This window comes from Flavobacterium cauense R2A-7 (genome assembly GCF_000498475.1).
GTDB classification, from domain to species: Bacteria; Bacteroidota; Bacteroidia; order Flavobacteriales; family Flavobacteriaceae; genus Flavobacterium; species Flavobacterium cauense.
Genome location: NZ_AVBI01000012.1, coordinates 351,249 through 372,064 on the forward strand (window position 1 = coordinate 351,249; position 20,816 = coordinate 372,064).

A 20,816-nucleotide genomic window follows, 5' to 3' on the forward strand; every position below is an offset into this window, starting at 1 on the left:
TTTAATTCCCTTTAAATGGTTCTGCCGTGGCAACTGCATCGCCGGATATTCCTTCTCCTTTGAAAACCTTTTGAATGGTTTTAAAAAGAATAAGAACATCCAATTTTAATGAAATATTCGCTACGTACCAAACATCGTAGTCGAATTTCTGTTGCCAACTGATGGCATTTCTGCCGTTTACCTGTGCCCAACCCGTGATTCCCGGTCGGACATCATGCCGTTTTTTTTGCTCTTCATTATACAGTGGAAGATACTGCACCAATAACGGTCGCGGACCAATCAGACTCATATCGCCTTTCAAAACATTAATCAGCTGGGGCACCTCATCCAAAGAGGTTTTGCGTACCAATTTTCCGACGACTGTCAGTCGTTCGGCATCAGAAAGTAAATTTCCCTCCGCGTCTTTTCTGTCATTCATGGTTTTGAATTTGATAATCTTAAAAATCACCCCATCTTTCCCGGGACGCTCCTGAATGAAAAAAGGCTTTCCGTTATTGGCAAAAAACAATCCCAAAGTAACCAGCAAAAAAACCGGACTCAACAACAGTAATCCAAAAAAAGACAGTATACTGTCGAAAAAACGTTTCAAAAAATTACTATACATTCCCTTCCAAACTTTTATATTCTTTTAAAATAGCCTCCCAAACAACTTGTTGCTGGTAGCGGGAAACGATTCTGTGCCGGGCATTATTTTTCAAACGGTCCGTTAACTCATTATCCTCAAGAATGCTTTTCATTGCCTGATAAACCGCTTCAGCTGATTTCGGTTCAATAAGAATACCATTTTCACCCGAAACAATAATTTCATTGCATCCGTTGATATTGCTTACTATCGCCGGTAATTCCATAGCGCCTGCCTGCATCACTACGTTCGGAAACCCTTCGCGATAACTCGGAAAAACCAAACAATCGCTTATCGCAAAATAAGGCCGGACATCATTTTGATAACCGACAGAAAGGATATTTTCTGAAGTTAAAATTGTCGCTTCCGTTTCGGGCAACAAGGGATCCAATTCTTTCTCAAGCGGACCAACAAGCAACAACTTGCATTTTTTATGTTCCGCCAATAATTTGGTAAAGGCTGCTATTAACTCGTTGATTCCTTTATCAGCCACAATTCTGCCAACGAAAACAAACACAAAGGTATCTTCCGAAATTGCCAATTGTGTTTTCAGAGTTCTTATTTGTCCTTCCGAAACGGATTGCGGGCTGAAAAAATCGGTATTGATTCCGTTTGAACTTCCGTTACCGATAACTTTTAACTTGTTCGAATTACAGAATTTTTCTTTAATGATGATATCCTTCAATCCGTTCGAATTGGGATAGACTTTCGTGGCACAAGCGTATGTGATTTTCTCCACAAAACTCAGCAACTTTCGCTTACTTCCAGTTGTTTCCAAAAGCGGTAAACCGGCAACGGTATGCAATCGGTTGGGTACTCCGGCTAATTTTGCAGCCATCATACCAATAGTTCCTGCTTTTGGCGTGTGCGAATGAACAATGAACGGTTTTTCGCTTTTCAGAAACCAGAAAAGTTGCCAAAGCGATTTTAAATCCTGTAACGGTGTGATTTGACGTGTCATTGCAATTTCATGGGTTTTCACCCCTTGGTTTTCACCAAAAGCTTTCAGACGTTCTTTTTCAGATGATACGGCAGTTACTTCATAATAATCATTCATAAAACGCAGCTGATTCTCGAGTAATTTTTCAAGAGAAAGCGGAATGGTTGTAATACGAATGAGCTTTTTCATTTGCTTTGAACTGTAGTTTTATGGGTAATTTGGGCGATGATCCACAACAGTACAACCATAAAAAAGGGTTGTATCATTATTTTGGTTCGTGCAAAAATACCAAACCCCGAGTAACGTTGTACTATAAGCAGCCCCGAAATTACGGCAAAAAGAAGTATTCCTTTGAAAACCAGCGGAAAAACGACTTCTCTGTAATGTCGAAGAAAAAGTACCAATGCCACAAGATGCAAGGTTAAAATCAGACCGTTCTCCAAGCCTAAAGCCAATCCGTAAAATGAGGGTATTTCATTCAACAATGGTCGGAAATAAAAAGTAAACAATTTATAAGGATACGAATATTCGATAATGGGTACATAGGTGTCCGAGTTTTTGAAAGAAAGCAATGAAAACTCATTAAAGCGTTGCAATCGATTGAAATCGAATCGTTTTATTTTCGACAATTGTAAAAACATATAAAACAATCCTGAAAATACCGCAATTGCAATTGCCGAAGCAATTAGCTTTGTTTTCCACCGCCACTTTCCAAACAACAGAAAACACAGAAAAAAACTAAACAGCAACATTAAAGCGATATGCGGACGGATGACACTCAGAAAAAGCGCTGAAATGATTGTTGATATGCTGAAATATTTCGCTTTAGACACTGCTAACAGAATCGTTGCAATAAAAAGAAAACACAATGCTTCTTTTCCCAACATTGCCGTCCAGAAGTGCAGATTGGGCAGAAACAAAATTAGGGGCAAAAAATCCCATCCAAAAAAACGAAGCCGATCGCCAATATGAAACCGCAGCAAACGATAAAACTGAAGTATTCCGAAAAATCCGATGCTGCTGTAAAGCAAAAAACCAAAAACGATATTCCAATGAAAAATTCTAACAAAAGGATAATTGAGAAACAACATAAAATCAGAACCGTAGGTGAAAAAATCAAACCATTCTTTAGCAGCCGAAGTTTTGAGTTGCAGCCAGTAAAAAGCAGCATCCCCTCCATTTTTGATATAAAAATTGTAAGTGAAAAAAGTAAACAGCAAATGATAGCCCGCTAAAATGGCAATCAGTTTTGAATTGCTGTTTTTAATTTCCGATGGCATCATTTCCTTTTTCGTAAAAGTTCTTTCTGGTAGGAATACGACCAAAGTATAAAGATAAGGAATCCCGGCAGGAACATGTTACGCATACGAATCATAATTCCTAAATTCCCTAACGATTGCGAAAATGCCAACGTTCCTACAATCAAGAAAATCACCAATCCTTTAACCAGAAAAGGCGCTGCTTTAAACGTTTGCAATGGTTTGTTTTTAAAAATCCGGAACGAAATGATTAAGAGCAATAAATTTTCGAAAGAAGCAATGGCAGCGGGAATTCCGTTAATATCAAAAAACAAAGGGCGGTATAAAAAAGTAAACACCTTTAACGGGAAGGGATAGGATGAAATATCAATTCTGGAACCGGTAGTGGAACGGCTTAACAAATCGGCTTTTTTATCGGAGAACGCTTCAAAACTGTCGATGGTTGTTTCTTCGATTTTCGCAAATTCCATTACTGAAGGCAATATGGCAATCCCGATTCCGATAAGAACAATCGAAAAAATAATTCGTTGGCCTTTAGACACTTTGGAGCTCATCACGTAGGCCAATCCGAAAGAAACCAAAAGAAAAAGTGTTATGTGAGGACGAATAAAATAAGACAATCCTAAGGCAATAAACAAAAAGGGCAGTCGTTTTGCAATGTTCAGAATTCCGTAGGCAAACATTCCGATACAGAAAAAAAGAAGTGTATCTTTCCCGACACCACAGCTCCAAAAATGCAAATTGGGCATAAAAAAAACCAATGGGAAAAGATAATATTCCTTGAACTTGGAATTATAGGGAATCGTTTTATAAGTTACCACATAAAAAAAGGAAAGCCCAATAAAACCTAAAAACGTATAAAGCATTGTTCCGGAAAAATAGGACAATCCGAGCACTTTGGCGGGATAATAATTTAGTGCAAACAGAAAATAGGTTCCCTTTTCTCCGGCTAAAAACTTATCAAAATCTTCGATTGACATTTCCTGCGCAACCCTCCAATACCCGACAGCATCACCCTGAACGAAAAAACAGTAGTACACACCAAAGATTAAGTGATAAAACCACAGTTTTCGCAGTTGTTGTAATTCTAAAACTCCGAGTTCGTTCTTGAATGATGAAACAAACCCAAGTCCTAAAATTATGATGATAAGCAGAAAAAATATGTCCAAATGTATACTCTTTAAATTCTGTGATGTGCCTTATCGAATTACTAACTTATAATTCTTTTATCGCTCCCGCAACAAAGCCATTAATTTTTCCAGTTGGGACTGAACCGTAAACCTGCGTTCAATCAATTGTCTTCCTGACGAACCAAAAGTACGACATTTGTCTTTCTCATTGCTCAATTCCTCCAAAGCATTGAACCAATCCGCAGCGTCTTTGGCAAGAAAACCGTTATCTCCTTCCGAAACCACTTCACTATTCATTCCTACCGGAGAAGCCACAACCGAAATCCCGCACGCCATGTACTGAATAAGTTTATAGGAACATTTTCCTTTCTCCCACGGAGAATCTTCCAAAGGCATAATGCCGATATCAAAGGCAGAAATAGCGCTGACTTCGGAATCTTCTGTCCAGTCTATAAATTGTATCGGAAAAGAAACCGAACCCGCTTCTTTAGCGCCAACAATCTGAACTTCGATGGGATATTGTTTTGCAAGCTTTTCAAAAACCGGAAAAATCGTTTTCACATATTTAAAGGTCGAAGGCGAACCAATCCAACCGATTACCGTTTTATCCTGACGAAATATTTGCTTGGGATGGTATCTTTCAATATCAATAACCGTAGGAATCACAACCACTTCTTTTGCTCCCGCTTTTTGGGCCCGTTCCGCCAGATACTCATTTCCGGCGATAACTGTCTTAGCCGAACGCATGACCAAATCGATTTTATCTTTCAAGAAAAAACGGATCCATTTGTTCGGATTTAAATCATAATTATGAAAAATGGCATCGTCGTAATCCACAATGTATTTTACACCTAAAAACGCCAAAATTCTTTCTGTCCACGAAGGCAAATACGGAAAAATCTCTTTTTCAATTACGATTTTATCGTAACCGAAAACTGTAAAAAGCACAAAAAAACGTTTGATATAGGCTTTCAGGATTTCCACAACCGGCTTTTTACCGGAATACAATTTTTCAAGATAAGCATCATCAAACAACGGCTTAACAGTTACCGAAATTCCTTCGGCTTCGAGAAACGGAAAATACTGATAACTACGCAAACGGCTGCTGGCTCCTTTCCGACTGTATTTTGTCAAGTAAAGTACTTTCATAATTTTTCCAAAGCTTTTATATAACTCAAAGCACTGTTCTCGAGTGAGAAATAGTGCAACCCGACCGAACGGATTTTAGTCTTGTCCCCCGTTTTCATTCGCGACAAAAAAGCAACCGCTTTTGCTATGGCATTTTCATCCTGATGCTGGTATAAAAAACATTCTTCAAGTTGTTCAAAAACAACTTCGGTATCGCCTATTCCTGCCGACGCAATGGTAGGCAATCCCATCAACAAATATTCACCGAGCTTTATCGGAGCAACGCCCTGCATACTGAAAGTGGGTTTTCGGATGGCAAAAGCAACGTCGGCTACATTTAAATAATCGGGTACTTCTGCAAAAGGAACGGAAAGCACTTTTATGTCATTCTTAAGCGGTTCCGGAATTCGTTCGTTGGCGAATTGGATATTTCCCGTAAGTATCAAAAATTTTGATTGTTTATTTTCCGAATGGTACTGACTAAAAACAGCCATCATTTCCTCCCAACCGTATTGAGGTCCAAGTGAACCGCAATACACAAAAACCACATCTTCGTCCGTAAAACCTAAAGCTTCTCGTTTTTTAGATTTGACAGCATAATTGGGCTGAAAAAAATTCACATTTCGGCCATTAAACACCACGAAGAATTTATCCCGATAGTTTTCGCCGATGGTTTTCAGATGAATGTCAATAGCTTTCTGCGAGCGGGTAATCACGCCATTGGCAGTTGTAAGCAATTTTGTTTCTTCACTTTTCAGCCAAAGATATTGCTTGCTGGTTTTCGATAGTCCTGAAAAGTCAACACGCTCTTCCAACGGCAAACCATCGGCATCGAACAGCACTTTTACTTTTTCAGTTTTTAACCGATTTACCATAACCGCCGGCATGGTACTTCGCGGCATTACGATATCGATTTTATGTTTTCGGATGTACTTTCGGAGGATTGAAACGCCTTTAAAAACAGACCACAGACTTCCCAATACCGCAATAGGTTTTCTGTAAATCGGTGCTGCCGTGTAGTGGATTCCAAGGTCATTCGCTGCTTTTTGAATCTGCTGTATTTTTACGGCATCGCTCCATGTAAACTGAAGCACATGAAAATTAAAATTGGTCGTATGTTTATTGATTTCGTTAAAAATCGGCAGGAACAATCCTTCCATGTAACTGGTTTGCGGTCCGTCCCAAGTAATGAAAAGAATATTTTGAGGCTTATTAGTCATTTTATTCGGCTTTATTCAAATCGGTTGAAATTTTCAGATATTGGCAATCTTTTTCTTTTTCAAGAGTTCTGAATATAAGGTTTTTACCCTTTTTACATATTGTTCTTCCGTATAATTTCCCATCGCTTTTTGGTATCCCGCTTTTCCCATTTCGGTCCGTAGCGATTCCGTATTGCATAAAATTTCCAGTTTTTGGGCTATTTCGACAACATTCTGTTTTTCAACAAGATATCCGGTTTTTTCATGATCCACGATATATTGCATGCCTCCCACTTTTGTGGCTACAATCGGTACTTTACTTAGCATGGCTTCGGCCAGTACGAGTCCGAACGACTCATGTGCCGACACCAATGAAAAAACATCAAAAATGGCATAATATTTAGCCGTATCATCCTGATATCCTTCAAAAGTAACCGATTTTTCTATATTTAGTTGTTGCACCAAACGCTTGTACTTTCCTTTTTCAGGTCCGTCGCCCACTAAAACCAAATGAACGTTCAGTCCTTTGCGAATGAGCATTTCAAAAGCTTTTATCAAGTCGGAAAACCTTTTGGTATTGTCATTTATCATTCTTCCGACAGAACCGATAATAATTTTTTCGGCAGCGATACCAAGCGTAGCTTTCAGTTGCTCTGATTCCTTTTCGGAAACTTCCCTTGGAATAGCAACCCCATTGCTGATTAAATGTACCTTTTTCGGACTGATTTTAAGTGTCTCGGTAAGATAATTTGTTGACGCATGGGAAACACCCACAACAGCATCGGCAAAAAAAGAAAAAAGGCGCATTAACAAATTCCCACGCCAAGATCGGTTTTGCGGATCGGAAGTTTCTTCGATAATAAGAACCGGAACACGGCAAAACACACTCGAAACTGTAGCCATGGTAACCCCTTCAAAAACAGCTCCATGAACAATATGCGGCTGAAATTCACGGATAACCGAAATTACTTTTTTGTGTTTTTCCCAATCGAAAATGTTTTTCAATTTTCCAACGGCAATTACTTCCACGCCACAGTCTTTAATGCGTTCCGGAATTTCCCCACGGTAATGCGTACAGATAATTTTGAGCTCGAATTCCTCTTTATTCAGCATTTTTGCCAGAGAAAGTCGTCTTCGCTCAACACCTCCGTAGGTAATGGATTCGACTATATTAAGGACGCGTATCATGCTTTTTTGAGATAAATAGCGGTTAATGTTTCCAGATGTTTATCGATGGAATAATTTTCGACAATTGTATTTCTTCCGGCCTGACCTATTTGTTTTCGGGTTTCCGAATCTAAAGCAATAATGCTTTTTATTTTCCGGAACAACGCTTCATCATCCGCGGCTTCAACCAACCAACCATTCTGATTGTCGGTTATGATTTCTTCTGCTGCGCCCACTTTTGTGGTTAGAGAAGGCGTTCCGTTGTACAAAGCTTCCGCCAACGAATTTGAAAATCCTTCCGTAAAAGAGGTTAGCACATATAAATCCGATGCTTGTAAAAACGGAACCGGATCACTTTGAAAACCAACAAAAGTGACATTATTTTCGATTTGGAGTGCTGCCACCAGCGCTTCCAAAACTTTTCGGTGATTGCCTTCGCCTACAATGGTGTAGTGTACCGGAATTTTTTCGGATGTTAATTTAGCGGCAGCCTTGAGAACACTTTCGATATTTTTAACCGGTTCCAATCTGGAAACCGAAACGATTGTGAAAAAATCCTTTTGCAATGTTTCCTTCTGAGCACTTCCTTTTTCGAATGAAAAAACAACAAAATTGGACACTATTTTTAATTTTTGCTTCGGAATTGCGTACAATTTGTACAGATTATCGCAAACCATTTTCGATTCGCCCAACACATAATGCGATAATTTAAAAATGACTCCAAATATTTTTTGTGCCAAAAAACCATGTTTCGGAATCCCGATTTCTTCCGCAACAACATTTTTTACGCCAGCCCATCGTGCCGCGAGAACGCCGTGAAAATTGGCTTCTGCACCAGAAGTATGCACTACGTCGGGTTGTTCCGCTTTAAAAAAACGATACAATCTGTAAATCGTCAATAAAGATGGAATACGGTAAGCCGATTCAAACAACACCACCCGTTTTCCGTTTGCTTTTATTTTCTCCGAAGCCACGCCGCCTTTTCCGATAGCACAGAAAATCCATTCGACCTGGGCATTCGTTGTGGTGGACAAATTGACCATCTTGGATTCAATTCCGCCAAAATCGAGAAATGTTGAAAGCCGGATTATTTTCATTTACTGAATTGGTTTTTCCATCGGTTAATATCTTCCAAAGGGATAGCGATATCCAATGTTAAATCGGAATTTATTATATTTTCGATTGTATCTATTTCACTTCGAAGCACCACAGGCAAGTTAAAATCTTTTTGTTTTTCAATGGCCCGGTTATCGATTCCGATAATTACAGTGCGTCTTCCTTTCTGTAAGGCACGGATTCCACCGTGAAGTCGGGTTCCGATATAATCGCAGTCGTTATTTTCCAAAAAGAAATCGTAGGATTTTAAATTCGGATTTACGATATGAATTTTCGCATCGGTTAAACGTTGCAGATAGCTTGCATCCAGTCGCCCTTGCGGCCAGAAATAAACTTCTTTGTAATTCCGGAGCAAAATATCCACCAGTTGTTTGTCGGCCTTCTCATCACAGTCATAATCCGTTAATGTGAAAACGACTTTATCGGATTTCGTTTTGGGAATGGTATCACAATGCGTTTTGGTTAAGGTCCACATCGTGGGACAACCGGTATTGATTACGTTATGGATTCCGATATCGGCCAGCTTTTGTTGTGTGTATTTATCCCTTACAGAATGCAGTGCTTCTGTCGTTAAAATTCTTTGCAGTATGGTCTTGGTGTACAAATTCGTTTGCTGTTGGTACTGTCGCCAGCCCACACCTAACAGGAGAACGTTTTTCGGAATAAAAAAGACATCAAAAAGATCCAGTTTCCATTGTTTGTACTTGTTCATTTTGGAGGAAAGTATGTTCGATCCGCCCACGATGCCGAAATCCGAATGCCGAATCAGGGACAAACCGGAAATTCCGATCTTATCGTGTGAAGCCACTCTGCAAATTCTATTGGCTGCAAAAACATTATATATTTCGCGGTTGACGGCATCCATAATAATCTCATCTCCAACGTTATTGGTAGCGATAGAGGTATCAAACAATGTTACTTGATTTTTGCTCAGCTGACTCATTTTAAAAACTTACAATTACATTAAATTCACTAACAATAAAGGTTTGACACCCTATTGCATTTATTTCTTTCTTGATTTAAAATCTGTCATTTTTTTATACAGAAAAAAAGCAAGATAACCGGAAATACCAATTGATATAACCGATGCCACAATTTTATTGACTGTGGAAATATCCCGCATCAAATACGAAACCAAGGCTAAAACACCCGTAGCGGAAACCCAAAGAAAAGGATAATAATTAACCGTGCAGTTTTCTTTGAAATCTTTGATAAAATAACCCGAATATCCCATGAACATCAAACTTACAAAGGTAGTAACTGCGGCAATTTTATAACCACAAACAGGGATTAAAAATAAATTCATCAAAACATTTGATACTCCGGCAATAAAGGTGATTTTCCAGAGGATTTGCGTTTTTTCCAGGTATAACAGTTTGTTGATTGCCCCATAATACATTGCTCTGTAATTATAAGCCATCACTATAATGATCCCCAACGGATATGTTGCCGCTAAAGTGTCGTTCTTAATTAACAACTGAAAAATTTCTTTCAGCCACAAACAAACCAGAAAAGACGCGATAAAAAATACTGCCTGAAGCACAAACACAAGTTCACGGGCGCCTTTTTCATCCTTATTTTTATAACATTCGTTCATTAGGGGCGTAATGGCAAAACCACTTACCATTCCGATGGAATTGAAAAAATTTCCCACCGTATAAGCCGCGTTGTATTTTCCGATGTCACCAATGGGTACCGAAAGGCGTTCCATGACGATTTTATCGGACGAATTCAGTAAAAAAGACGAATAATAGTGCGGGATGGTCGGCAAGGTAATTTTCAGATACGACTTTATTCTTCTCACCGAGAATTTAAATACCGGAGTCAGTTTAAATTTGTATACCATCGGATAAAAGTAGGAGGCATTATTTAACACCGACACGATGAATAACGAATAAAACCATCCCAAATAGCCCAATTTAAGATAGGCTATGAAAAAAATATTCAGCAAAACCGTCAGCGTTCCGAAAACAGCGGTTCGCATGGCGATGGAAAACGGCATTTGTTTTATCTGAAAAAGGGTTGAACCGATGGCTCCGGTCGGACCAAAAAACAATCCGGCACCAATATTCAGAAAGATTACCAGCCAGATATTTGAGACTTCTTTCGGCATGAGCAGCCACAAAAGAGCAACTTTAACCAGTAAAAAGACGATGTTCCATAGCATTAAAAACCCGTAAATTTCTCTCCAGACTTTCAAAAACCAATTGGGATGTTTGTAATAACTGTTGACCAAAATAACCCTCAAGCCTAATGAACCAAAGACTTCAATGGCAGCCATATAGGAGGTGATCAAACCAAAAATACCGTAATCCTGTTCCGTCAGGTATTTGGTGATGAAGGGCAACGAAAAAATTCCGGCAATTTTAGGAATCTGATTGGCAAACCCGTAAATAAAAGTATGTGAAAAAAGTTTTTTTAACATTACTAATGGAATTTACCTTCGTTTTTCAGTCTGTAATAATGTTCTTCGTCGCGGTATTTAAAAACCGTTGCCGGATTTCCGCCGGCTATTCCTAATTTCGGAATATCTTTCACAATTACCGCACCCGCCTGAATGATTGCGCCTTCGCCAATGGTAACGCCGCCCAAAATCAGGACACCGTGGCCCAGCCAGACATTGTCTTCAATAATAACTTCTTTCACGATATACGTGCTGTCATAAGGAATTGTATCCCCTTTATAATTATGGGTATCCGTAATAATAACACAATCCATTCCGGAGTGAAAATTATCTCCGATTTCGACTTTTCCGTTGCCCAGAATTCGCAAACCGTTAAAATGAACGTTGTGTCCCAAACGGGTTTTTCGGTTTACGTAAGACAGTCCGTTAACCGTAATTTCGCCTTTGATATATTCTGCCGTTTTGAGAATTTGCTTTTTGTAAAGCGATTTTCTCCAACGTTTGATCTTATTTATAAGTACTCCTATCATGCTTCCAGCAGGTAATTTAAAATCAGTTCTTTAGATTTATTTTCATTTACAGTATTTACGGTACTGCAGTAATATTGACACTTTTGATAATGTTGTTCCACGGCTTCGTACGATAATGAATTTATTTCCCTTTCAATATCCCGAATGGCCGCAACCGGAGTTGTAATGCCATGTTTTACAAATCCATACAGATCAAATTGCGCCACACCGTCATCAATATAAATTGTTTTTACTTTCATCAGGGCTGCTTCCAATATGATAGAGGATTCGCCGGATATCATTACATCGATGTTCTTTATAAATTCATGCGGTCGTTCCTGTCGCGCATTGGAAATTTCCACATCGAACGATTCCAGAAATTTATAAAACTTCTCAGAATTCCCAGGGTGAGGTCGCAACACCACTCGGCTAACCGCTTTCGATTTTTTAACCACCGCAATGAGTTCGTTCAGTAAGGCTTCCGAATAATATGGTTTCAAACAAATGCCCACGGAAATTTGCTCCGTATCGCATCGTTTTTTATAGGCCAGCAAACCATCCATCCGCGCAATCCCCACGAGTTGCTGTACTTTGGCCAGACTTCCTATTTTTCGGTACGTATCCACTGCCTGTTGTCCTTCCAACAAGGCGACATCCGGTAATAATTTCGGAAAAACTTCGGAAACGGAAGCGTGCTGAATGTAATAACTGGGAACCCGCTTATTTTTGGCAGCCAACAAAAGCCCCAACGGTTTTATATTATGATCGTTCGTTAAAACGATTTTTTCACATTGAGAAGATTGTATATAGCTTTCAAAAAGTTTTACCGAAGCCATAAACACCGCTAAATTCACATAAATGTGTGCTGTGTTTATAATGCCTTTGTTTTTACGGGCGTATTTCCCGGAAAGGCATACCGCTTTAGGAAAAAACAGAAGCGCGGATAAAAAGAGTTTTCGATTATTGAATACGATGGTATCAAAACCTTCCAGACTTACGTTATTATTGAGCACAAATAAAACATTCTTCCGGTCCTTTTCTTCCATTTTAGTAAAAACATCTATAATCGCATTTTTCTGATTCAATGTTTCAATGTACACCAAATGCCTGTAGTTCTTTTTTATGGCGTCTTTGGAAGGCTTTTTAAAATTCTTCCAAAAATGAAGTACTAAAGAACCAAAAGCTCTCAGCAGGGAAAATTTTTCAATCTTTGGATTAAAGGCATATACTTTTTCACCTAGGCGAATTCCAAAATATTGATTGAAGTAAAAAACTATTTTGGCATTCTTATACATGGTCCTTTTTTTTCAGCAAGTCTTTCGCTATCAAACTTTGAATTTCATTTTGGAAGGACATAACCGTTGTATTCATCTTATTCGCAATATCCAGCACGGAATGTTTTCCATCCGAATAATTCAGCAGATAAAGCAGGCGTTTCAGACTTTCGCCACGGTCTTCAATTTTCATCAGCGTCGGATACAAACCTCGTTTGCCTAACTGTGGTTCGCCATACGGACTTTGGTTTTCGTAATAATCGTCCAATTCAATGCTGTCCACCAATTCTTTCAACAAGAAAACATAGTCTTCCAGAGCAGTAAAATCGATTACGGATTTATCGTCTGCCGAGGTGTGGTATTCTTTGTATTCTCCGTACATGGTTCGGGTAAAACACACCATCGGCAAATCAAATCCGGGAGAACAGTATTGACGCTCGTCGCTTCCCATCGGAAAAAAATCCAATTCTTTATACGGTTTGGCACTCAATATATTTTTAAAAACCGAATTGAAATAGGAGTCGCTTCTTGATTTTTTCAATGTATAATCTCCCTTGTCACCACAGCAGGTAATCACCACTCCGCCTTTGAGTTTTTCTTTGAAACGCATTCCGTTTTGCGACAAATAATAAATAGCGCCTATGGTTTCGGGAGCGAGATAAAATCGGTACGTGTATTTTCTTTTGCTTTCTTTTTTCAGTAGCTGATATAAAAAAGCCAGAGCTAACATTCCGGAAAGTTCGTTATTGGCCATGCTGGGATGGCAACAATAAGACGTAAACAAAACTTCTTCATCGGATTCCCCGGGAAGTACCGCTTCGCCAACGGTCATGAAACCGTCTTCAAGCGTTGTATCGATTTTAACGTAGTATTCGCCTTCCTGTGGCAGCGTTAAAAATTCGTTGTGACTCAAGCAGAATCCCCATCGTTCCACATAATAAGACGTTACATACGGAATCGCTTCCGGCATGTCGGGGCGCGTCGTGATATGTTCTTTCAGTGCATCAAAAGTCATGGTTCCCGAAAAAGGAACCGAATACCCCATAAGATGCAGGTTATTCACTTTAAAATCGGCAATTCGTCGTCCGTCCGGCGTTAGAATATAAGCCTCGTTGACATTCCATTCTTTCGGTACCGTCCAGTCAAAAGCATTTGTTCCAGTAGGCACTTCGGTGATTTCAAAATCAACCAATTCTTTGAGTATCGAAAACGTTTCCCGAACACCATTACCCGTTAAACTTCTGTTTAGCGGAAAAAGTCGGTCGAAATACTGCTCAATTTGATTTTTCATGATTTTGAATTGCTTTTTCTAAAACGGTTTCAAGAACATTGTTTTGCTTTAAAATATGCTCCACAAATTCTCTAAAGGCACCGTCACCGCCTTTTATAGTGGTTGTGTAATGAACCTTATTCTTAACATATTCCGGCGCATTGGAAGGACAGCCGCTAAAACCAACTTTTTGCAGTAAAGCAATATCATTGATATCATCCCCTATAAAAGCGCAGTCTTCGAATGTAATCTGCAAAGTATCCAATAAGGTTTCAATAACCTTAACTTTGTTTTTCACGCCCTGAAATAAATAATCCACTTTAATTTTTTTGGCGCGTCTTGCTACAATTTCGGTGTCTTCACCTGTTATGATTACCACGGGAATGTCCAGCAAATGCGCAAAAAGCACCCCGGCACTGTCGTAGGTATTGAAGCGTTTCAGCTCATTTCCGGTTTGGTCGTAATACATACTGCCATCGGTCCAGACCCCGTCAATATCCGTGATTATTAATTTTGGAAGCATACTATACTTATTTTTTTAATTTCCCCGGAACTCCGGCAATTAAACCATTATCCGGAACATCGATTATGCAGACACAATTGGCTGCTATTACGGCATTATTCCCACAAGTTATTCCTCCCAAAACCTTTGCACCTGCATAAACAGTTACATTATTCATCAAAACAGGTCTTCCTCCGTTTCTGTCGCCGAAAGTAACATTCTGATGAATCAGTGCATTTTCACCTATCTTACATCGGGCACCTATTACAGTTCCCAAGCCGTGATTTATTTTGATCCCTTTACCAATTTCAGCGGAATAATAGATTTCGAATCCGCAAATTATCCTCAATAAATTACAAAAATGAGAAGCGGTATTTTCTTCTCCTTTTAAATAATACGCTCTCGAAATCCGATACAACAAGATTCCAACAAGTTCAATTCGTGAATAAACTTTTTCTTTGGAAAGGCCTGCATCCGGAAAATATCGTTTAAAATCAAAATGAAAAACATTAAGAGCTTCATTGTAAATTTCAACATCATTAAATTGAATTTCAGGAACCTCTAGAAGATAATACTTCTGAAACAGCACTTTCAATTCATCCCCTAATGTTGCACTTTTCATTTCCATAATTACATTTGAATTGCTTCAGAATAAATCAATTCATTTTTAGGCACGTCGGCTTTCAAAGTTTTCCCAATGATTTCATAACGCTCACTCCATTTGTAACCATCTCCGGGACTTAACAAATGTAAATCTTCTTCTTTAATAATATCACCGGCTTTCAAATCTCTTTTGGTTGCAATGGAACGTTCCAGTTTCATTTTAGCCGACTGAACGCCATCTTCGATGTGAATATCTTCCACGCCCATCCATTTTTCGGCTACGCGAATATCCCTTACCATACGGAAAACCCCGTCAGGTCCTAACGAACCTGCCTGATCGGTTCCTTTCATGTTTCGGTCGATGGTGATGTGCTTTTCTATAATTTTTGCTCCCATACCCACGGCAACAACCGGAGCTGAAATCCCAATCGTGTGGTCTGAAAATCCTATAATATACTCACCGTAATGCTTTTGCAGATAAGTGATGGTTTTTAAATTCAGATTGTCCGGATGTGTCGGATATTGCGAAACACAATGCAAAATTGACAATTCGGAATGGTAGTTTGTAATCGTGGTAATCGCCTCGTCCAGTTCTTTTTTTCCGGCCATACCGGTGGAAAGTATTATCGGAATTTTGGTTTCGGCCATGGCTGCCAATAAAGGCAAATTGGTTAAATCACGGCTGGCTACTTTTAAACAATCCGGCTGAAACAATTTTAACAAGGAAAGACAGCCTGGGGAACATAAGGTTTCCACAAAATCCAATCCTCTGCTTTTGGCATATTTATATACTTCAAAATGCTCTTCATCGTTCAGCTCTAGGAATTCACGGTGTTCGCCATAGGTTTTTCCGAAAGAATGCGGAGAATCATAAGGACGGTTCATTTGGGAATCGGTCAATTCCTCTTTCAGATCCCTTTTGGTCAGTTTGACCGCATTCATTGGTTTTAAATTCAATCCGAAATCGCTTTCGAATACTGGTCTTGAAACCAATTCTACAATAAGTTTGGCGATGTCAACAGAACCATTATGGTTTTGACCAATTTCTCCAATGATGTATACGCCTTCTTTTATAAAATCTTTCATGGTTTCTGTTTTTATCCTACTGCCGTAAATCCTTTATTTGGAATTTTCGGCAATTTGATTCTTCATTATTGTTTTGTATTGCTCATTTTCATCCAGAAAAGAGACTATTTCATTGATTCCGAAAGCGGTTTCATGACGCGCGCTCAATTTCGAATATATCGCTGATAAAGTGTTAAAATCTTCAGCGGTATCCAAAGTCATCCGAATATCGTTTCTTCCCTCCAAAACGGGGTTGGCCGTTAAGAACTTTATTTGAAACACGTCGCTGTTCCCATAAATATAATTTGTTACATGCTCATGATAAAAGGGTTCTTCAGTAGCCGAATTTACCTTTTTCAGTGCCTGTAAAGTTACGTATTCTGTCCAAAAACCAAAATGTGTTTTGATGCTCGGACTCCCGTTTACCGTAAAACTTATATAATCGAATGTTGTGTTATTTTCGGCTATGCGGATAAGGTTTTGCAATTCAGCCACATCAAGAAAAGGGTTATCGGCACATACACGAATCATCCGATCAAAATGAAATGTTTCGGCTGCATCGATAAAACGTTGCAACACATCATTTTCACTTCCTCTAAAAACCATGCAATGCTGTTGTTTGGCACTATCGGCTAAAATATCGTTTTCCGGAAGCGCTGACGTTGCCAAAACAATCGGAACCTCAGGGAAATTTTGCTGCAACTTACTGATGATTAGTTCCAAAATGGTCTTGCCTTCAAAAAAAGGGAGTATCATTTTTTGAGGTAATCGGGTTGAACCTACTCTTGCCTGAAGCATAAAACAAAACGATTTATCCATAGGTTTCCTTACTAATAACTAAAATTAGCTGCAATTATAGTTTTGCATCGGCTTTATCGCCTAAAATTCCTTTTACATCAAACACCAAGCTGTTCTCTTTTCGCAAAATTCCGAAATCCATGTTCAGAAATTCTTTGTGCGCGACTCCCAAAACAATGGCGTCAAACTGTTCCTTCGGAATTTCTGTAGTGGTAACCAATCCGTATTCGTGCATTACCTCAGCAGGATTCGCCCACGGATCGTAAACTGTTACATTGGTTTCGTAATCCTTAAGAGCATTTACCACATCGATAATTTTGGTATTGCGGACATCCGGACAATTTTCCTTAAAGGTAAAGCCCAACATCAGAATTTTTGAACCGTTGACTTTGATACTTTTCTTGATCATTAATTTTACCGCCTGCGCCGCTACATATTCGCCCATACTGTCGTTTAAACGACGGCCTGCTAGAATAATTTCGGGATGATAGCCATGCTCTTGTGCTTTTTGAGCCAAATAATACGGATCCACTCCGATACAGTGTCCGCCAACCAATCCTGGTTTGAACGGAAGAAAATTCCATTTCGTTCCTGCGGCTTCCAAAACAGCATGCGTATCGATATCCAAAATGTTGAAAATCTTGGCCAACTCATTCACAAAAGCGATATTGATGTCGCGCTGTGAATTTTCAATTACTTTGGCTGCTTCGGCTACTTTAATGGTTGGTGCCAGATGGGTACCGGCCGTAATTACACTTTTATATAAGGCATCTACTTTTTGTCCGATTTCCGGAGTAGATCCTGAAGTAACTTTCAATATTTTTTCAACCGTATGTTCTTTATCTCCCGGATTAATACGTTCGGGGGAATATCCTGCAAAAAAATCGACATTAAATTTCAATCCCGATATTTTCTCCAGTACCGGAATACATTCTTCCTCAGTTACTCCCGGATAAACGGTAGATTCATAGATAACGATATCGCCTTTTTTCAATACCTTCCCTACGGTTTCACTCGATTTGTACAATGGCGTTAAATCCGGACGATTGTGTTTGTCTACCGGAGTCGGAACAGTTACGATATAATAATTACATGTTGCAATATCCTCAAGAGCATCCGAACAGTAAAGTCCCGGCGAATTGCCTGGTGCAGTAACCAAAACGGATTGCAATACCTCATCCGAAACCTCCAGCGTTACATCTTTACCACTGTTTAATTCTGCTATCCTGTTTTTATTGATATCAAATCCTATGACAGGAAATTTTGTTGCAAACAAACGGGCTAAAGGCAACCCAACATATCCTAAACCTATAACGGCAATTTTTATACTCATAACTCTAATTTACTTGTTTATGAACCGATTGATTGGTAAACAAATCCGATTTTTTCAAGTGTTGCTTTATCTAATAAATTTCTGCCGTCGAAAACAAAAGCAGGTTTTAACATATTATCGTAAATTTTTTGCCAGTCGTAGTCTTTAAACTCGTCCCATTCGGTCAGAATGGCAATGGCATGTGCGCCATCACAAGCCTTGTAAGGGTCCTTCTCTACAGTAATCCCCTTTTTATTTTCAGCATCAGCTCGTGTTTCAAGATAATTCAAATCGAATAAAATCTGATCTTCCTCAACTTTTGGGTCGTAAACAGAAATATTTGCTTGCTCGCTTAATAAATCATCTGCTACATAAATAGCAGCCGATTCTCGGGTATCATTGGTATCCTTTTTAAAAGCCCAACCCAAGAAAGCAATTTTTTTACCCGAAACCGTGTTGTACAACGTACTGATGATGTTTTTGGCAAAACGGCGTTTCTGATGATCGTTCATGATGATTACCTGTTCCCAATAATCTGCTACCTCATTTAAACCGTAGGATTTTGCGATGTACACCAAATTCAGAATATCTTTTTGGAAACAAGAGCCTCCGAAACCAACGGATGATTTCAAAAATTTAGATCCGATTCGGCTGTCCATACCAATAGCTCTGGCCACTTCATTGACATCAGCTCCGGTTTTCTCACACAATTCACTCATCGCATTGATAGAAGAAACACGTTGTGCCAAAAACGCATTTGCGGTAAGTTTTGACAATTCTGAAGACCATACATTTGTTGTCAAAATACGGTCTTTAGGAACCCAATTTGCATAAATATCTACCAAAGCCTGAATCGCCTGTTGTCCTTCAGCAGTGGTATCGCCACCGATCAGTACTCGATCCGGTGCCAATAAATCAGCAACAGCAGTTCCTTCAGCCAAAAATTCCGGATTGGAAAGAATCTGAAACTGAACTCCGTTTCCGGTATGGTCTAAAATATCTTTAATGGCACTTGCTGTTCTAACCGGTAACGTTGATTTCTCAACAACAATTTTATCGGTTTTGGCAACGCGGGCAATCTGTCGGGCACACAATTCGATATATTTCAAATCGGCTGCCATTCCTTTCCCTACTCCATACGTTTTGGTTGGGGTATTTACCGAAATAAAAATCATATCTGCTTCGGCAATAGCCTTGTCAACTTCTGTCGAAAAAAATAAGTTTCTTCCTCTTGCCTCCGCAACAATTTCGCTTAAACCGGGTTCGTATACCGGTATATTATCGGTATTTACATCATTCCAGGCTGCGATTCTTTTTTCATTCAAATCGACAACCGTGACTTTTATATGCGGACACTTTTGAGCAATAACGGCCATTGTTGGTCCTCCAACATAACCTGCTCCAATACAACAAATACTTTTAACTGCCATTTTATATTTTACCAAATGGTTATACTTTCTTTTTCAAAAACCACTGCAATTTATTCTTTATTTACGCTTACCGCAAATGTTCCCAATACCATTTCACCGCTTCTTTCAATCCCTGACCGATTGAAAATTCCGGATGGTATCCTAAAAGTTCTTTTGCCTTATCAATACTGGCCAACGAATGCGGAATGTCTCCCATTCGATTCGGACCGTGTACAACTGCAACCGATGCAATTTTTGGGTCGTATTCCGACAAATATTCTTTAAGATAATGAATCAGATCATTTAACGTTGTTCTGTCACCAAAAGCGGTATTGTAAACCGTATTAACGGCTTCGGGATTTTGAGTAGTCAAAGCCAACTCGTTCATCTGAAGCACATTATCAATATAAGTAAAATCACGGGAATAATTACCATCTCCATTAACGACAGGACTTTCATGCTGCATCAGTTGCATCACAAATTTCGGGATAACAGCTGCGTAGGCTCCGTTAGGATTTTGTTTGCGTCCGAAAACATTAAAATAACGCAATCCGATGGTTTCCATCCCATACGTTTTACTGAATACATCTGCATACAATTCATTTACTAATTTGGTAATAGCATAAGGTGAAAGTGGCTTCCCGATTTTGTCTTCTACTTTCGGCAGACTTTCAGAATCCCCATAAGTAGATGAGCTTGCGGCATATACGAAACGTTTGACCCCCGCTTCTTTTGAGGCGTGGAGCATGTTAAGAAATCCGGTAACATTTACGTCATTGGAGGTAATTGGGTCTTGAATAGAACGGGGAACAGACCCTAAAGCAGCCTGATGCAAAACATATTCAACACCATCCAAGGCCTTTTGACAGGTAGCATAGTCTCTTATATCTCCCTCAATAAGTTGGAAATCAGGATTAGGAAGCAAATGCTCTACGTTATGACGAAATCCAGTGGAAAAATTATCCAGACACACCACTTTATAGTTCCTATCCAGAAAATATTCGCATAAATTAGAGCCTATAAATCCGGCGCCACCGGTAATAAGAACAGTAGGATTGGTCTTAGACATTTTTTATAATTTGGGTACAAAGATACGCTAATTTTACAAC

The 20,816-nt window shown here is 39.2% G+C and carries 20 protein-coding genes; all 20 read right to left on the reverse strand.

The window, feature by feature from the left end; all coding sequences use genetic code 11:
- Position 1 precedes the first annotated feature (1 nt).
- The 20 genes from FCR2A7T_RS05450 to FCR2A7T_RS05545 all read right to left on the reverse strand — a co-directional run bounded on the left by FCR2A7T_RS05450 (position 2) and on the right by FCR2A7T_RS05545 (position 20,776).
- Positions 2 to 604, reverse strand: coding sequence for a sugar transferase (locus tag FCR2A7T_RS05450; RefSeq protein ID WP_035117407.1), 603 nt, complete (start codon positions 602 to 604; stop codon positions 2 to 4).
- The gene (locus FCR2A7T_RS05455) at positions 597 to 1,751 is read right to left on the reverse strand and encodes a glycosyltransferase family 4 protein (protein ID WP_023570288.1); all 1,155 of its coding nucleotides are present in this window, start codon (positions 1,749 to 1,751) and stop codon (positions 597 to 599) included. The genes FCR2A7T_RS05450 and FCR2A7T_RS05455 overlap by 8 nt, the downstream gene beginning before the upstream one ends.
- On the reverse strand, positions 1,748 to 2,845 hold the full coding sequence (locus FCR2A7T_RS05460; protein ID WP_131473112.1) for a hypothetical protein: 1,098 nt from the start codon (positions 2,843 to 2,845) through the stop codon (positions 1,748 to 1,750). Before FCR2A7T_RS05460 ends, FCR2A7T_RS05455 begins: the two co-directional genes overlap by 4 nt.
- Positions 2,842 to 3,990, reverse strand: a complete 1,149-nt coding sequence (locus FCR2A7T_RS05465) for a hypothetical protein (protein ID WP_023570289.1) — start codon at positions 3,988 to 3,990, stop codon at positions 2,842 to 2,844. The genes FCR2A7T_RS05460 and FCR2A7T_RS05465 overlap by 4 nt, the downstream gene beginning before the upstream one ends.
- Before the next feature lie 57 nt (positions 3,991 to 4,047).
- A complete protein-coding gene (locus tag FCR2A7T_RS05470) occupies positions 4,048 to 5,100 on the reverse strand; it encodes a glycosyltransferase family 4 protein (protein ID WP_035117409.1) in 1,053 nt (350 codons plus the stop codon).
- Positions 5,097 to 6,299, reverse strand: a complete 1,203-nt coding sequence (locus FCR2A7T_RS05475; RefSeq protein ID WP_023570291.1) for a glycosyltransferase — start codon at positions 6,297 to 6,299, stop codon at positions 5,097 to 5,099. Before FCR2A7T_RS05475 ends, FCR2A7T_RS05470 begins: the two co-directional genes overlap by 4 nt.
- Before the next feature lie 33 nt (positions 6,300 to 6,332).
- A complete protein-coding gene (locus tag FCR2A7T_RS05480; protein WP_035117410.1) occupies positions 6,333 to 7,466 on the reverse strand; it encodes a glycosyltransferase in 1,134 nt (377 codons plus the stop codon).
- A complete protein-coding gene (locus FCR2A7T_RS05485) occupies positions 7,463 to 8,542 on the reverse strand; it encodes a glycosyltransferase (protein ID WP_035117411.1) in 1,080 nt (359 codons plus the stop codon). The genes FCR2A7T_RS05480 and FCR2A7T_RS05485 overlap by 4 nt, the downstream gene beginning before the upstream one ends.
- Positions 8,539 to 9,504, reverse strand: coding sequence for a polysaccharide pyruvyl transferase family protein (locus FCR2A7T_RS05490; protein WP_035117412.1), 966 nt, complete (start codon positions 9,502 to 9,504; stop codon positions 8,539 to 8,541). Before FCR2A7T_RS05490 ends, FCR2A7T_RS05485 begins: the two co-directional genes overlap by 4 nt.
- A 60-nt stretch (positions 9,505 to 9,564) precedes the next feature.
- Complete coding sequence (locus tag FCR2A7T_RS05495; RefSeq protein WP_023570295.1) at positions 9,565 to 10,986, reverse strand: lipopolysaccharide biosynthesis protein; 1,422 nt, start codon at positions 10,984 to 10,986, stop codon at positions 9,565 to 9,567.
- 2 nt (positions 10,987 to 10,988) lie between these two features.
- The gene (locus tag FCR2A7T_RS05500) at positions 10,989 to 11,495 is read right to left on the reverse strand and encodes an acyltransferase (RefSeq protein WP_023570296.1); all 507 of its coding nucleotides are present in this window, start codon (positions 11,493 to 11,495) and stop codon (positions 10,989 to 10,991) included.
- Positions 11,492 to 12,769 carry a hypothetical protein gene (locus tag FCR2A7T_RS05505; RefSeq protein ID WP_035117413.1) on the reverse strand — a complete coding sequence of 426 codons (1,278 nt, stop codon included), beginning with the start codon at positions 12,767 to 12,769 and terminating at the stop codon, positions 11,492 to 11,494. Before FCR2A7T_RS05505 ends, FCR2A7T_RS05500 begins: the two co-directional genes overlap by 4 nt.
- On the reverse strand, positions 12,762 to 14,039 hold the full coding sequence (locus tag FCR2A7T_RS05510; RefSeq protein ID WP_035117414.1) for a DUF4910 domain-containing protein: 1,278 nt from the start codon (positions 14,037 to 14,039) through the stop codon (positions 12,762 to 12,764). Before FCR2A7T_RS05510 ends, FCR2A7T_RS05505 begins: the two co-directional genes overlap by 8 nt.
- The gene (locus FCR2A7T_RS05515) at positions 14,023 to 14,541 is read right to left on the reverse strand and encodes a KdsC family phosphatase (RefSeq protein WP_023570298.1); all 519 of its coding nucleotides are present in this window, start codon (positions 14,539 to 14,541) and stop codon (positions 14,023 to 14,025) included. The genes FCR2A7T_RS05510 and FCR2A7T_RS05515 overlap by 17 nt, the downstream gene beginning before the upstream one ends.
- A 7-nt stretch (positions 14,542 to 14,548) precedes the next feature.
- The gene (locus FCR2A7T_RS14735; protein ID WP_158634620.1) at positions 14,549 to 15,142 is read right to left on the reverse strand and encodes a serine O-acetyltransferase; all 594 of its coding nucleotides are present in this window, start codon (positions 15,140 to 15,142) and stop codon (positions 14,549 to 14,551) included.
- An 8-nt stretch (positions 15,143 to 15,150) separates the two neighbouring features.
- Complete coding sequence (locus FCR2A7T_RS05525; protein WP_023570300.1) at positions 15,151 to 16,209, reverse strand: N-acetylneuraminate synthase family protein; 1,059 nt, start codon at positions 16,207 to 16,209, stop codon at positions 15,151 to 15,153.
- A 33-nt stretch (positions 16,210 to 16,242) separates the two neighbouring features.
- Positions 16,243 to 17,007 carry a cytidylyltransferase domain-containing protein gene (locus FCR2A7T_RS05530; protein ID WP_199758440.1) on the reverse strand — a complete coding sequence of 255 codons (765 nt, stop codon included), beginning with the start codon at positions 17,005 to 17,007 and terminating at the stop codon, positions 16,243 to 16,245.
- Between the two features lie 34 nt (positions 17,008 to 17,041).
- Positions 17,042 to 18,319, reverse strand: coding sequence for a nucleotide sugar dehydrogenase (locus FCR2A7T_RS05535; protein WP_023570302.1), 1,278 nt, complete (start codon positions 18,317 to 18,319; stop codon positions 17,042 to 17,044).
- Between the two features lie 17 nt (positions 18,320 to 18,336).
- Positions 18,337 to 19,728 (reverse strand): UDP-glucose 6-dehydrogenase, encoded by a 1,392-nt coding sequence (locus FCR2A7T_RS05540; RefSeq protein WP_023570303.1) that lies wholly within the window; start codon positions 19,726 to 19,728, stop codon positions 18,337 to 18,339.
- A 67-nt stretch (positions 19,729 to 19,795) separates the two neighbouring features.
- The gene (locus FCR2A7T_RS05545) at positions 19,796 to 20,776 is read right to left on the reverse strand and encodes an SDR family oxidoreductase (protein ID WP_023570304.1); all 981 of its coding nucleotides are present in this window, start codon (positions 20,774 to 20,776) and stop codon (positions 19,796 to 19,798) included.
- Positions 20,777 to 20,816 lie beyond the last annotated feature (40 nt).

What these genes read in the sequence shown, in the direction of transcription:
- FCR2A7T_RS05545 (WP_023570304.1), bottom strand. Translation starts at nt 20,776, where the DNA reads ATGTCTAAGACCAATCCTACTGTTCTTATTACCGGTGGCGCCGGATTT.
- FCR2A7T_RS05540 (WP_023570303.1), bottom strand. Translation starts at nt 19,728, where the DNA reads ATGGCAGTTAAAAGTATTTGTTGTATTGGAGCAGGTTATGTTGGAGGA.
- FCR2A7T_RS05535 (WP_023570302.1), bottom strand. Translation starts at nt 18,319, where the DNA reads ATGAGTATAAAAATTGCCGTTATAGGTTTAGGATATGTTGGGTTGCCT.
- FCR2A7T_RS05460 (WP_131473112.1), bottom strand. Translation starts at nt 2,845, where the DNA reads ATGATGCCATCGGAAATTAAAAACAGCAATTCAAAACTGATTGCCATT.
- FCR2A7T_RS05475 (WP_023570291.1), bottom strand. Translation starts at nt 6,299, where the DNA reads ATGACTAATAAGCCTCAAAATATTCTTTTCATTACTTGGGACGGACCG.
- FCR2A7T_RS05515 (WP_023570298.1), bottom strand. Translation starts at nt 14,541, where the DNA reads ATGCTTCCAAAATTAATAATCACGGATATTGACGGGGTCTGGACCGAT.
- FCR2A7T_RS05495 (WP_023570295.1), bottom strand. Translation starts at nt 10,986, where the DNA reads ATGTTAAAAAAACTTTTTTCACATACTTTTATTTACGGGTTTGCCAAT.
- FCR2A7T_RS05455 (WP_023570288.1), bottom strand. Translation starts at nt 1,751, where the DNA reads ATGAAAAAGCTCATTCGTATTACAACCATTCCGCTTTCTCTTGAAAAA.
- FCR2A7T_RS05510 (WP_035117414.1), bottom strand. Translation starts at nt 14,039, where the DNA reads ATGAAAAATCAAATTGAGCAGTATTTCGACCGACTTTTTCCGCTAAAC.
- FCR2A7T_RS05470 (WP_035117409.1), bottom strand. Translation starts at nt 5,100, where the DNA reads ATGAAAGTACTTTACTTGACAAAATACAGTCGGAAAGGAGCCAGCAGC.
- FCR2A7T_RS05530 (WP_199758440.1), bottom strand. Translation starts at nt 17,007, where the DNA reads ATGGATAAATCGTTTTGTTTTATGCTTCAGGCAAGAGTAGGTTCAACC.
- FCR2A7T_RS05500 (WP_023570296.1), bottom strand. Translation starts at nt 11,495, where the DNA reads ATGATAGGAGTACTTATAAATAAGATCAAACGTTGGAGAAAATCGCTT.
- FCR2A7T_RS14735 (WP_158634620.1), bottom strand. Translation starts at nt 15,142, where the DNA reads ATGAAAAGTGCAACATTAGGGGATGAATTGAAAGTGCTGTTTCAGAAG.
- FCR2A7T_RS05485 (WP_035117411.1), bottom strand. Translation starts at nt 8,542, where the DNA reads ATGAAAATAATCCGGCTTTCAACATTTCTCGATTTTGGCGGAATTGAA.
- FCR2A7T_RS05505 (WP_035117413.1), bottom strand. Translation starts at nt 12,769, where the DNA reads ATGTATAAGAATGCCAAAATAGTTTTTTACTTCAATCAATATTTTGGA.
- FCR2A7T_RS05490 (WP_035117412.1), bottom strand. Translation starts at nt 9,504, where the DNA reads ATGAGTCAGCTGAGCAAAAATCAAGTAACATTGTTTGATACCTCTATC.
- FCR2A7T_RS05480 (WP_035117410.1), bottom strand. Translation starts at nt 7,466, where the DNA reads ATGATACGCGTCCTTAATATAGTCGAATCCATTACCTACGGAGGTGTT.
- FCR2A7T_RS05525 (WP_023570300.1), bottom strand. Translation starts at nt 16,209, where the DNA reads ATGAAAGATTTTATAAAAGAAGGCGTATACATCATTGGAGAAATTGGT.
- FCR2A7T_RS05450 (WP_035117407.1), bottom strand. Translation starts at nt 604, where the DNA reads ATGTATAGTAATTTTTTGAAACGTTTTTTCGACAGTATACTGTCTTTT.